We start from the raw sequence: 13124 nt of genomic DNA, 5'->3' as shown, positions 1-13124 counted from the left end.
ATAATAAATGGCTACGATTTATCGACAATATGAATAAAATGAATGTGTTTTTCATATTGATCGAGGATATCATGAATAATCTGCGCTTCACTCCATCCCATAATATCGTAGTCTTGCCCACCTTCCTTTAAATAAACTTCAGCACGGTAATATTTCTGAGACTCATTATTTTCATCATCATCCATACCCACTAATGCAAAAGAAGGCGTCAAATAGACTCGTAATCGTATTTCATAGAGAAAATTGAGGTTCTCACCAAATTGTACTTCAAGAGTCACCCTATCGTCTTTCTCATTATGGATAGTGGCCTCGGTCCCCTGCTTTTCCAACTCAGTGACGACTGACTGCATAGCCGGCTCAATCACTTCCGTCATGAAACGTTTAACCTGATTACGTTTAGGAAAGAACGCTATTTTACGTAATCGACGCTCCCATGATAACCCCCCACGTCCGGTATTCGGTGCTAAAGTAGCAAGCTGTTGACTGTCTTTTTTATACACATCAATCCGTAAAGCTTTTAGCAATCCGACGATAGCAATCAATAAAATAATCGCAAAGGGTAACGCGGTCGCTATCGTCATGGTTTGCAATGCTGTTAATCCGCCGGCCAATAAAAGTGTGATTGCAACGGCCCCCATCAAAAAGGCCCAAAAAATACGTTGCCAAACGGGTGTGTGTATTTCACCACCCGAGGCTAACGTATCGACAACCATCGCCCCAGAATCCGCAGATGTCACAAAAAAAACAATGACCATCAACATAGCAACAAAAGAAAGAACAGATGAAAACGGAAAGTAATTTAAAAATTCAAATAAGGCGAGTGCAACGTCTTTTTGGACGACTTGCGCCAACATTTCTGCCCCATTATCACGGATCAAATGGATGGCGCTATTTCCAAAAAAAGTCATCCAAAGCAGTGTAAACCCAGCAGGAACAAACAAAACACCAGTAACAAACTCACGAATAGTACGGCCTCGAGAGATCCTCGCAATAAACATGCCCACAAAAGGGGACCATGAAAGCCACCATCCCCAGTACAATAATGTCCATCCCCCTAACCATTCACTCGATTGCGGTTCATAGGCATAAAGATTGAAGGTTTTATTGATGATATCTGAAAGATAAGCCCCGGTATTTTGGACAAAAGATTTAAGTAACAGTACTGTCGGGCCTAAAATCCCAATTAATAATAATAATAAACCCGCTAAACTGAGGTTGAGTTCAGAGAGAATTCGTATACCTTTATCTAAACCACTGACGACTGATAACGTCGCTAATCCTGTGATCACAACGATCAAAATTACTTGCATCGTTGGACTGACAGGAAAACCGAATAAGTGCGCTAATCCTGCGTTGACTTGCAAAACACCAAATCCAAGCGAAGTTGCAACCCCAAAAACGGTGCCAACAACAGCAAAAATATCAACAGCATGTCCCATTGGACCATAGATACGTTCACCAATGATGGGATAGAGAGCTGAACGCAATGTAAGCGGTAAGCCATGTCGATAACTAAAAAAAGCGAGAATTAAGGCGACAATGGCATAAATCGCCCAGGCATGTAAGCCCCAATGGAAAAATGTAATTTCCATTGCTTCTCTTGCAGCTTGAACCGTTTGTGGGTCTCCAACGGGGGGAGCAAGATAGTGCATCACGGGTTCTGCGACCCCGAAAAACATCAGTCCAATGCCCATTCCGGCAGAAAACAACATAGCGAACCAGGAAAGATAACTAAATTGCGGTTGAGCATGATCTGGACCGAGTTTAATTTGGCCAAATCGAGAGAGCCCTAAATAGGCGACGGTCAATAAAATCAATGCGACAGCCAGAATATAAAACCAACTGGCATTCTCAAAAAGTTGAGCTTGTAGGGTTTTTAACAAAATTTCAGAACGTTGAGGAAAAATAGCGGCTATTGCAACGACACATAAAATAATAAAAGCGGAAACAAAGAAAACGGGCGGATTTATCTTCCCCCACGTTTGAGACTTTTGTGGTGATGATGACATTCAATCTCCCTTTTAATGCGTGCTCATGATTGTCATGAAGCTCGGTTTATGGTGATAAATATAAGTTATTTAATTAAAACTCTTGTGTATACTTAAATATCTCTCTTATGTCATACCAAGCGGTATGACTATAAACTTGATAAACGAATAGAGGGACATTTATTGTACTATTTTCATCAATTTTGATACTTTCGAAATAGTATGCCGCGAACAACCTATCAGGTTTTCTATTTGGCTATAGCTTTTTTTCTCCATTAGAAGACCTTCAATTTTTTGGTGTAATATCTTATTGACCGGACGGCCTTTATACTTCCCTTCTTGTTTGGCTTTTTGCACTCCTTGCGCTTGACGACGCCGTCTATCTTCGTAATCCTTTCTTGCAACCGCTGCCAGCATGTCTAACATCATACTGTTAAGGGCTGCAAGCATTCGTTCTGTAAATTCATCGGTGCGACTCATAAACTGGTAACTGGTTGGCAGATCTAAAGAAACGACCTTTAACCCTTTATGTCCAATGAGATATTTTAATTTTTCCCAGTCATCGGTATTCAAGCGGCTAATTCTATCCACTTGTTCAACTAAAATAATATCTCCGGGCATAGCCACATTGAGTAAGCGAAAGAGTTCAGGTCGGTGAAGCTGAGCGCCTGACTCATTTTCTTCAAACCAGCAGGCAATTTGTAGCCCCATTCCTTCAGCAAATTTCAACAGTTCATTTTTTGCTCTTGACGCATCTTGCTCATGCGTAGAAGCACGTAGATATCCATAAATTCTTATATTTGTCTTCATCGGTGCACTATACATTGGTATTGTTATATCGGTGCATTATACATCTGTTTTTCATACTTACTACACTAGATTTCACTTAGTGTAGTTAAGGTAGACTTAAATTGCACTTCTGTATCGATTACGCGCGCATCCATTATATGATGTTGTTTATTTTTAGAGGATAGAACATAACCACAATGAAAGAGATTAAATCAGGCCGTATTCAAATTTTGACTGAACAGGAAATTCATGAGCTCTATTCTCGTCCAATATTTAATCAAATTGAGCGTGAAGAATATTTTTCATTAGATCCGAGTATCAAAAAAATCCTCGCTAAAATGGGAAAAATTGAAACGAAAATATATTTAATTCTTCTGATTGGTTATTTTCGCGCGAAGCCTGTTGTCGCTCAATTTAAACTACGAGAGGTTAAACACGATGTTGACTATATTTATGCGACACATTTTCCAAATAGAAAACCGAAATATCCCTTTATTGCTAAAAGCACTCGAGCAACATTGATTGCTAAAATGCATGAAATACTGGGTTTTTCGCGGTTATTAAAACGAGATAAACAAGCCTTGATAGAGCGTTTGAGTGATGTTGCAACAATCTGTACATATCCAAAATATATTTTTGATGAATGCCTTGCTTTTTTAGGACAAAACAGAATTGGATTAGTGGGTTATTCCACTTTGCAAAATATGATCACCACAGTTTTAGCTAATGAGAGGCATCGTACGGAGTTGATCCTGTCAAATAGCGTGCCACCAATAATACATAAAAAATTAAAGAAGATACTGCATACAAAAGGGGTCTTAAATAGTCTATCTGGCCAACAAGGCGCAGCTAAAAACTTTACACCTACAGAGCTCGCAAGTGAAATTGAAACGCATAACACCATAAAAAGTGTGTATCCCGACGTAAAACGTCTTGTTGGTGAATTGGGATTATCATTAGGTAATTTAAGCTATTATGCATCGATTATTCAACATCAATCGATTTATAAAATTCGTCGATTTCCCGAATGGCAAGGCATGTTATATCTGGTTTGTTATCTATTTTTTCGCTATCAAGAAACTAATGATAAATTGGTAACGGCTTTTTTGTATGTGACGAGAAAGCAAAGGGAAGCTGCGAGTGCTTCAGCTAAGTTACGCATTGCAGAAGAACTGGAAATTATTCGTGAAAAGTTAATGCATGCGGGTAATATTTTACACCTATTTGTTGATGAAACCGTCAGTGACAATACGCAATTTGGTGATATTCGCCAAAATGCATTTACAATGATCTCTAAAGATGAAATTCAGTTAATAAGTCAACATCTTAATAAGAATAGTTTTGATAAAACCCATTATGAGTGGCTATACATTGATACACAATACAGAAAAATTGCGAATACGATGAGATCACTTTTTCTCGCTATTGATATCGAATGCGAACCAGAATTACAACTGCTGTCTTCCCAATTATTAACAGCAAAATTAGAACTTCAAAAAGATAAGCACATTTCTACCGCCGATCAGCGATTACTATTAAAAAACGATAAACCTTTTATCTTGATAGATGAACAGGTTAATACTCAACGATTTGAATACTATTTATACCAAAAAGTGGCTAGGATGATTGAGAGTAATCATATTTACATCAATGAAAGCGCAAATAACAAGCGTTTAGACGATGATTTGATTTCAGCCTCCGAGTGGAAAAAAAGCCATGTTATCATTCAAAAAACAGGATTAACTCGGCTCAATACGGCAATAGAACAAACGCTTTCGGAATTAAAGCAAAAATTGAGCGATCAAATGGAGCGTATTGGTCGTAATATCCATGATGGAGCCAATGATTTCGTGACACTTCAACCACGTTCAAATCAGTTAACATGGAAACTGGCGAATAAACGCTGGAAAGATGATATTGATAATCCCATATATAACCAGCTCCAACATATGGGGATCATTGAAATTATGGACTATGTTCATCAAAAAACGGGTTACTTAGATGCATTCAAAAATATCGCATCAAAAAAGAAAAACACTAAGGCCAAAGAGGGTGATTTACTCGCTTGCATATTTGGAAATGGCTCAAACTATGGTGTTCATCATATGTCATCAATATCAGATAGAGCCATCGGTGTGCTTAGAGCCGTCAATGATGGGTATATTAGACCTGAAACAACGAGTGAAGCTAATGATATGATATCTGATGCTTTAGCAAAACTCCCCATTTTCAACTATTATACGATTAACGAAAGTGCCCCATTTGGTAGCATTGATGGCCAAAAACATGGTTGCCGAATCAATACATTTAAAGCCCGTTTTTCTGCCAAATACTTCCGAAAAGGGAAAGGTGTATCGGCACTCACATTAGTTTCAAATCATATACCAATAAACACGAAAGTGATTTCAGCCAATGAATATGAGGCCCACCACGCATTCGATTTACTCTATAATAATACCAGTCATATTCAGCCCAAAACATTAGCAACAGACACGCATGGCGTTAACAACGTAAACTTTGCTATCCTTGATCTCTTTGGATATCAGTTTGCCCCGCGATACGCAAAATTTAAACACGTTTTTAATGAATTGTTTGACATCGAGTATGATGAGATCCTTTCTTTGAAACTTAAAAAATCGCTCAATTTATCACTCATTCAGGAAGAGTGGGAAAATATTCAATGGATAATTTGTTCATTAAGCCGTAAAACGACAACACAAAGCACGGTGATTACTAAGCTTTCTAACAGTAAGAAAAACAATCGCACCTTAGCGGCTCTTCGTGAATATGACCGATTAATTAAGTGCTTATATGTTCTCGATTATGTTGATGACAAAATGCTCAGGCAGTTCGTCCAACAGGCACTTAATCGGGGTGAGGCTTACCATCAATTACGGCGTGCAATCGCGTCAATTAATGGTAATCAATTTAGAGGTGGTGATGATTACCAGATAGAACAATGGAATGATTGTGCTCGTATCATCGCTAACTGCATTATTTATTATAATTCCGCATTATTATCCAGTTTGATTGAAAAATTTGCGCGTGAAAATAATCAAGAAGCGGTCAATATGATAGCCGAGTTATCGCCTGTTGCATGGCAGCATATACAGTTGGCTGGTAATTACACCTTTGGCCTTAAAAAAGATAATATTGTACTGGAAAGATTACTGGAGAATTTAGATCCTCTCATTTCAGAAGAGTCATTAAGCTTAGCGGCATAGTCTATTTATATTATTAATTTGCATATCGTCTGTAGCCCCTGATATCAAAGGGCTACGAGAAAACTTTGGACTTTTGGATGAAATGGGCGCGAAACCCCTAATAGCGTTAAGCAACGGTCGAGGATAACGGGATTATTGAGAATAAGGATTTTTAATTGATTGCGCGTGCGGGTCATGTTTTGGAATAACATTTTATTAGCAGGGTAATAAGAGTCACCAGAGTAGGTCAAATCGCCATTTTTGTCATAATTAAAATAAGGATCAACAATGACGGCAACATTATCAAATTCTTGCCCGATAACACCATGAGATGTTTGATTCGAATTATCGAAATAACGCTGATGAGTACTTAAACCTATCAATGGGGGAGTGAATTGCAATATTTCCCATTCTTTTGATTTTAAATTTAGCATAAAAAACATCATATCGGAAATATTGTCATAATATTCAAAACTTACATTACCACAATTTAAAACAGGGTCATTTTTTTATTATTAAAAAAACCGCGAATAAATGCCGCAACTTCTTTATTTGTTCTTATTTTTTCTGATAGCGAATACGTAACGGCACCAGCAAGAGATGATATTTTATCGGGGACATTATTTATTATTTCATTATGGTTTAAGGTTTGTGATTTATCATAAGAAAAAATACACTTACAACTACTTTGTCTAATTTTTTCTATAAAGTTAACATATTGATACGCTCTCATTCGTTGCGCTTCGTCTATGAAAATAACATCGTAATCATTGACATTGATATTCTCAATCTGTTTTATCGGTTGAATATCCCACCCTTGGTTATTTAAATAATGTTGCCCTGGATTTAATCCCCCACCATGAATGATCAATATTCGTTTACCTGCAGACTTTAAATTATTAGCAATATCATAAACTAACAGAGTTTTTCCTGTACCAGCACTACCAATAACCGCCGCAAAATGATCCCCTGAAGGAGCATTAACTCTGGCAATCACAGCCCGTTTGATATCACTTTGTTGCCCTGTTAAAAAATACTGCCCGTCTAAAAATTTTTCAGTTGAATTAAAATGTGAAACCAAATAATTCGAAGGATTAAATAATGAGTCTATATTTTTAATTTCAATCAAGATTTGACCTAATAGTATTCCACGCAGAAAGTTAAAATTGACTACATTTAGGTTATCATCTTTTAGAAAATATAACGAATCTGTCGATAACTCATAGGTGAAATTAAAATTTTTTTCATTGAGAAATTTTAAGTAATAATGATTTTGGATTAATTGTTTTTTGATTTTTTCTTCTGTGCACTCTCGCTTTAATTCTATATTGACAATGTACTTGTCACCAATTCGAAGTAAATCAAACTCTTTACTGATTTGAGGGATTTTATAACCAACAAAAAAATGATTAAATATCTGTTTATCACCACACTCATAACTTAGCTTTGTGACAAATTTTTTTAATACTTCGACTTCATCCGGTTTAATCTCGATACCATAATATTGATAATAACGCGTAAAATAGGCTTCACTTAATGTATTTGCCGCTTGTGTGAGTGAGATTAAATTAATATCTTTCATTTGGGTTTCCTTACACCGCCATAAAATGGTTATTTGGATGATTATACGCCATCTTCACTAAAGGAATAAGATAGAAATGCGGCTCCCTTATTAATAATTAAGCCTCGTCTAGAGGCTTAATTTGATAGTCAATTTGGACTTATAGAAAACGTCAACGGTCACTGGATTTCGTCAATAGAATTGATGTTAATATTTACTTCACTTTCTATCACACTTAAATAGTACAAAAATCCCACACTTACTAAAGTACCAATTAACCGACCGCAACTAAAGTACAATTTTTAGAGCAACCACAAGATACTCTATGTCCTTCCAAGGCAATCGCTTTACCTGCGATTTGAGAATAATTGGCCCCCTCTGCGATACTGCCTGTTTTTTTGCAAGCAGGACAAAAGACTTTCATTCCAACAGTTGCAATAGCAGCACCTTGGCTTGCAAAAGAACTCCCTTCAAGCACAATGCCCCCTGTTGATGTTGTATCGCCTTTCTGGATCACTTTACGGTTATCAATTGTACAGCGCATAATATTTTCTCACGATTAATCATCCCGTTTCCCTTCTCGTACTAAATGCCAAAGGGTAGTACCTTCGGGATTTTTATTTACATCAAACGCAATATCCCCTTGTTCAAAATAGGCCTCTTTTAACCCCCCTTTTTCAGTGTGATAGTAACCTGCCACTAATGCGGGCTCACCTGCCGTGATCGGTGTAATTTTTAAAGGTGTTCTATCTAACCGCTTATACCACGCTTGCGTAGCAGGGATATCAAAATGGCCGTAGCCACGAGTATGTAGGCTATCATCCGGTACAAGGCGAATAGGTCGAAGCAAATCATTCACCGCATAATAACTTTCTGGCACAGAGGCTAATGAATCACAGAGTATGGGATATTCACCAATTTGTATCACTAATGACTCGGGACTTTCAATGAGTTGGATTTCAGGATAGGGGGATAATTTTTTACGCACCCATTCTATTCCACCAAGGCGTTGCAATAAATATGGCGAGATAATGGTGATCCAATTAACACCGCGAACAGAGGTTCCAAAATCAGCAGCATCCATATGTATGGTTGAATTTACAGACAGTAATGGATAGCGTTCTGCTAACGTTCGTTCTTGGGCTTGATATTCATGGTAATTTCTAGGCAAGGTGATGCCAAAATCACAATAGCCCGCATCGGGAGATAACTGTTCTTTGAGGAAATTAAACCACCCTTGAAATTTAGCCAATCCATTTTCTTGAAAAATATAATCCCAAGGCAAGGTTAATTTTAAATATGTACGATCATAGTGCCCGCTCGCTTCCAGCGAGAGTGACATCGACATAATATAATTTGCCGCAGTTTCTGCATCAAATGCATCGCTCACATGCCACTCTAGATCATCTTTGTCAGTGCCTACCAAAAATTTGGTTTCAAATTTTTCAATATTCGCTTCATTGTATTTTTTGAGTCCTGAAAATCCGTGGGTATGAAAACGCAGTTCATACCCAAACTCGTCACGAAAACGACGAAAACAGTTTAAGGCATTCTGTTTTTTTTCTGCGGTATAGCCGAACGGATAAATCATAATGAGGGTGATACCCAAACGGCTCACTGCCATTCCCTCACTATTAAGCAATGAAAAATTGGCCAGTTGCTGTTCGATATGCTGTTTTTGAGCTTCCAATGTCATGTTTTTCTCTCTACTCCAACGCTAACGTCGCAAATGATGAGCCTATTGAAGCTAATGCCGCTACCGCCAAGCCCATAATTTCAGCCCCAGCAAGAAAAATAGCCAATATGATTAATGCAATCGCAGCAACCACTCCGAGCATAATATACTGAACCTCCTCAGAGGTGTTTTTCTTAATGGCTAACATCACCATTCCTGATGGGCCACTGGAGACTTGCATCACCACCTGAATAAACGCAAAGTTTTTAATATCTTCCGCCGTAAAATCCGTCTCATTGAGTACCGTGTTGGCATATTGTTCTAAATCTCTTTCAGTCAAAGTGATAACCGCTTTTGTTTCTGCCACAATATAGTAAAAAGCGACTTTAACCGCAGCTTGCGTTTTTGGGTCAATCAATGCATCACACACCCATTGTCCTGCCTCCATAAAAAAGGCGCCAGCCGCTTTAAAGTCCGCCAGTAACTCATCGGATAAAAAATACCAACTACTCGTGGGTTCCGTGTCTATTGTATAGCGTTCATGCAATAGTCCCATTTCAGAGAGGGCTTGCCCCACTTTTTGTTGATAAACTACAGGCATCACCAATACTTTCGCGATGAGGCTCGCATCACGAATAAGGGTCTTTTGCCATTCATTGTTGGCCAAACTTTCCACGGTTTTTTCCGTCATAATTGTCCACAGTTGCCACTCAGGTAATTTTCCCTCCCAAGGGGAGTCTTTAATCAGCGGGGTATTACGAATATCTAATAAGGGGAAATAAGGGCTATTGAGTATTTTATCAAACAGCGCTTCTTCACGAGCTCTAACCGGTTCTGGCTGTGAAGGAGGAATAGGACGATTAATGGGAGGAAATAAGCTAGGAAACAAATAACCAAACTTACCTAATAGGGCTTCTCGCTCACCCGCGGCTTCCGTTGTACGGAAATCTAAATCAGATTTATCAATGCGTAATAAACCAAAACGATCTTTGGTTGAAATTAATTTATAATCTCTTTCTTGCCGCTCACTTAATGTGTCTCCAGGAAATTTAATCTCAATCAACATCTTCAAGTTATCGTCATAATCCCAACCATCAAAGTAAGAAACTTTACGACCAGGCCAACGTTTATTTTCATCCTCAACAAGGATGATATCCGGGCGGCGAATATGCGTAACACCAAATTTAATGGCATTCGCAACCGAAGGTCTGGCAAATAGACTAAAAGAGCGGGAGCGATTTTTATCATGACCACGCGATAGCATCGGAATAGGCACACTCCTGTCAGCTTTCATAGCAAACACCACTTCCGCCTTGTAAGCCCAGTAGTTATCACTGAGCTTCTCTTCAGTCTGAATGATTTGGCTCATCGCCAGTTGTTTTAAATACTGCGTCCCTCTTTTTTTCGAAATACTAATTTTAGGAAAATGGATCGCATACGCGGCGCGCTCCATTAAATAACACGGGTCCTCATCACTTGGGAATTCGCCTTGTTCCATGTCTGCTCGAATGGTCGTTGCCGTACTGCACTGCATATTGTTTGAAAACTTTATTTTATTATCCGGCATTATTGTTCCTCCTTGAATTCCATAATGTATTCTTGTTCGGTATTATCGGAGACACGAAAATATCGCTCTTTTTTCGGTGGAGGTGTTTCTGCTAATTGCAGTGTTAGCGATTCAGTACTTTGCGTTTGAACAACTGCAGTACGCCCAGCGGCATCTGTCTTACCAATGACTTCCTGCCCATCCGGGGAGGTTATTTTATATAGCATTTGTTTTAACGGTTGGCCTGTTGACTCATTTTTCAATACAAAACCCGCTGAATAATCATAAATTGCATCCGATAAAGCACCGCCTCCCCCTAACTGATTAATGGAGACAGTTGCCCCTTCAATTTTGATATTCCCTTGTGGGTCAATGATGATGTGCCCGCCCGCATTGGCAATCACGATTTCGCCACTTTTAGCACGAAGCTCGATATGTCGCCCAACCATCACTTTTTGGTCGCCCGTAATATCGATAAATTGGCTTTTGCCTATCGTTAGCGTTTGCTGCCCTTTCACATTTAAACTTTCATTTTTTTCGGTTTCTCGATGACGATAACCTTTTGTAATCAAAGTATCATTATCACCAATCACCGTTGAACGCTGATGACCGATTTCCTCAGTCACATCGTGATCAACTTTAAGTGATTGGTCGTGTTTAATCCATTCACTGTGGTCATGATTAACCTCAGTGGTTCTATCATTCAGCACATAAGTATTCATGTCTTTTTGAGCATGAATGAACACTTCTTCGCGACCATTATCGTCATCAAAACGCAATTCATTAAATCCACTGCCTTTATGCGTTTTTGTCCGAAAAGTCGTTTGCGTTTTTTGATCTGGAAAATTCAGAGGGGGATGATTACGTCCATCATAGGTACAGCCAACCACCATGGGTCTATCCAAGTCGCCACCAATATAGGTGATCAATACTTGAGTCCCGATCCTCGGCACGGCAGAAAAGCCGTACCCACCGCCACTCCAGTTCATGGCAACACGCACCCAACAAGAAGCACCGTGATCTGGTTTTCCGTATCTATCCCAATGAAAATGCACTTTAATCGCACCATATTCATTAACATAGATTTCTTCCCCCGGAGGTCCAACAACCGTGGCAATTTCATCGCCATCTGCGGTAGGCTTATAACGATAAGGTGGACGCCACTCTTCTCTGCCCGGTATAAATGAAACGTTATTACTCAGTTGCGTCCCTTCCCCTCCGCCATTATCAGCGAGTGGCTGTACGCCTCTATGTGTGATTGCCACCACTTGCCAACTATCATTCATCGGTTCATGTGGGTGGTTTGTTAACGTAAAAATCTTACCGGGACGTAAAGCAAAGCAGTTAGTTATCGCAGTTCCAGCTCGCCTACCACTTTGTAATTGCTCAAAACGTGCTTGAGTCAGCGGACGACCTTCGTCGTCTAATTGAAATCGCCCATAGCTTTCAAATACACTGTGCTGCCCCATTTTATTTTCATCATTTTGTTCGTGCATCAATGGGTAAGAAGGACGTATATAGTTATTATCTTTTTGAATGAGTTGGTCACTGCACAACGACTCACCATAACGCCAGACAGATGCGATCGTATCTGTAATATCAGTTTCAGACTGTGGGTTATATGTAAGATGAATACCTGCCGTCATTCCCATATGTTCATCACTGTAAAACAGTTGATTTTCCTCAAACCAAAACGTAATCCCTTCTTCGGAAGCTAAACGACACCAAAACTCATACGCAGATTCTCTTTTTTGTGTTGTATAAGCGCGGGGCTGGTGTAATCCTTTTCGATAAAATAAGCAGTCTGATTTAATATGAGCTTCATCTAACAATATCTTTAAAATTTCGGGTGTCGTTTTATTTTGAAAAATACGACTATCTTGGTTTAAGGTCATCACCCACATTTCAGGGCGTATCTCAAAGTGATACCAGGTTTTGACACCATCTGTATTACCCTGCACACCACTGGAAAGTAAACCATTCACCGTTCGTATTATTTGACCGTCTCGTTTAACCGTCAATGACGAAGCACGGCCTAAATGTGACTGAAAATCAATAAAGGGTAAGAGACTCACGACACTTAAGTTTAAGGTATAAAGCGTTGATAATCCCTCAGTCAAAGTAAACTCTGTGACGAGGAAAGTACCCGATGGGAACCCACCTATCTCGCAATTAAACACCAGCCCTGTCGATAATGGTTCAATACCTATTGTTTTTAATAATGTCGTCTTGGCCTGTCAATGATCTTCAAAAAATCCACCACGATGATCATTGAAAAATACTCCACCTAATATCTAAAAAAATAATCTTAATCTCGGTGTTTAAAACGATAAGACTCGTTACCCGTTTCAAGAATGTGGCA

At 39.0% G+C, this 13124-nt stretch carries 9 protein-coding genes; 1 reads left to right on the top strand and 8 read right to left on the bottom strand.

Translation table 11 applies throughout. From position 1 onward, the window contains the following. Positions 1 to 11: 11 nt before the first annotated feature. Positions 12 to 2009: a BCCT family transporter gene (locus tag ACLPIE_RS20005; protein ID WP_144139452.1), complete on the bottom strand. Its 1998-nt coding sequence runs from the start codon at positions 2007 to 2009 to the stop codon at positions 12 to 14. A 159-nt stretch (positions 2010 to 2168) separates the two neighbouring features. Further along, a complete protein-coding gene (locus tag ACLPIE_RS20000) occupies positions 2169 to 2798 on the bottom strand; it encodes a recombinase family protein (RefSeq protein WP_176455180.1) in 630 nt (209 codons plus the stop codon). Positions 2799 to 2974: 176 nt separating this feature from the next. Between ACLPIE_RS20000 and ACLPIE_RS19995 the strand changes: the two genes are divergently transcribed. Next, on the top strand, positions 2975 to 6001 hold the full coding sequence (locus ACLPIE_RS19995; protein ID WP_144139449.1) for a Tn3 family transposase: 3027 nt from the start codon (positions 2975 to 2977) through the stop codon (positions 5999 to 6001). 44 nt (positions 6002 to 6045) lie between these two features. Here ACLPIE_RS19995 and ACLPIE_RS19990 read toward each other — a convergent pair whose 3' ends face one another. From ACLPIE_RS19990 to ACLPIE_RS19965, 6 genes are all read right to left on the bottom strand, one after another. After that, positions 6046 to 6414 (bottom strand): hypothetical protein, encoded by a 369-nt coding sequence (locus tag ACLPIE_RS19990; RefSeq protein WP_430263471.1) that lies wholly within the window; start codon positions 6412 to 6414, stop codon positions 6046 to 6048. A gap of 56 nt (positions 6415 to 6470) precedes the next feature. Further along, positions 6471 to 7562 (bottom strand): ATP-binding protein, encoded by a 1092-nt coding sequence (locus ACLPIE_RS19985; RefSeq protein ID WP_272693155.1) that lies wholly within the window; start codon positions 7560 to 7562, stop codon positions 6471 to 6473. Positions 7563 to 7815: 253 nt separating this feature from the next. Next, positions 7816 to 8085 carry a PAAR domain-containing protein gene (locus ACLPIE_RS19980; RefSeq protein ID WP_272693154.1) on the bottom strand — a complete coding sequence of 90 codons (270 nt, stop codon included), beginning with the start codon at positions 8083 to 8085 and terminating at the stop codon, positions 7816 to 7818. Between the two features lie 15 nt (positions 8086 to 8100). Continuing rightward, positions 8101 to 9237, bottom strand: a complete 1137-nt coding sequence (locus ACLPIE_RS19975; RefSeq protein ID WP_272693153.1) for a type VI immunity family protein — start codon at positions 9235 to 9237, stop codon at positions 8101 to 8103. A 10-nt stretch (positions 9238 to 9247) separates the two neighbouring features. Beyond that, positions 9248 to 10783: a VRR-NUC domain-containing protein gene (locus ACLPIE_RS19970; protein ID WP_272693152.1), complete on the bottom strand. Its 1536-nt coding sequence runs from the start codon at positions 10781 to 10783 to the stop codon at positions 9248 to 9250. Further along, positions 10783 to 12972 carry a type VI secretion system Vgr family protein gene (locus ACLPIE_RS19965; RefSeq protein WP_430263493.1) on the bottom strand — a complete coding sequence of 730 codons (2190 nt, stop codon included), beginning with the start codon at positions 12970 to 12972 and terminating at the stop codon, positions 10783 to 10785. Before ACLPIE_RS19965 ends, ACLPIE_RS19970 begins: the two co-directional genes overlap by 1 nt. Between the last annotated feature and the right edge of the window lie 152 nt (positions 12973 to 13124).

Origin of the sequence: Providencia sp. Me31A (assembly GCF_050487165.1) — a bacterium.
Lineage (GTDB): Bacteria > Pseudomonadota > Gammaproteobacteria > Enterobacterales > Enterobacteriaceae > Providencia.
This window is presented reverse-complemented; position numbering and strand designations above follow the sequence as displayed.

Bases quoted from the DNA above. Each gene is read 5' to 3' on its own strand.
- ACLPIE_RS20005 (WP_144139452.1), bottom strand. From the start codon at position 2,009: ATGTCATCATCACCACAAAAGTCTCAAACGTGGGGGAAGATAAATCCG.
- ACLPIE_RS19970 (WP_272693152.1), bottom strand. From the start codon at position 10,783: ATGCCGGATAATAAAATAAAGTTTTCAAACAATATGCAGTGCAGTACG.
- ACLPIE_RS20000 (WP_176455180.1), bottom strand. From the start codon at position 2,798: ATGAAGACAAATATAAGAATTTATGGATATCTACGTGCTTCTACGCAT.
- ACLPIE_RS19985 (WP_272693155.1), bottom strand. From the start codon at position 7,562: ATGAAAGATATTAATTTAATCTCACTCACACAAGCGGCAAATACATTA.
- ACLPIE_RS19990 (WP_430263471.1), bottom strand. From the start codon at position 6,414: ATGCTAAATTTAAAATCAAAAGAATGGGAAATATTGCAATTCACTCCC.
- ACLPIE_RS19975 (WP_272693153.1), bottom strand. From the start codon at position 9,237: ATGACATTGGAAGCTCAAAAACAGCATATCGAACAGCAACTGGCCAAT.
- ACLPIE_RS19995 (WP_144139449.1), top strand. From the start codon at position 2,975: ATGAAAGAGATTAAATCAGGCCGTATTCAAATTTTGACTGAACAGGAA.
- ACLPIE_RS19980 (WP_272693154.1), bottom strand. From the start codon at position 8,085: ATGCGCTGTACAATTGATAACCGTAAAGTGATCCAGAAAGGCGATACA.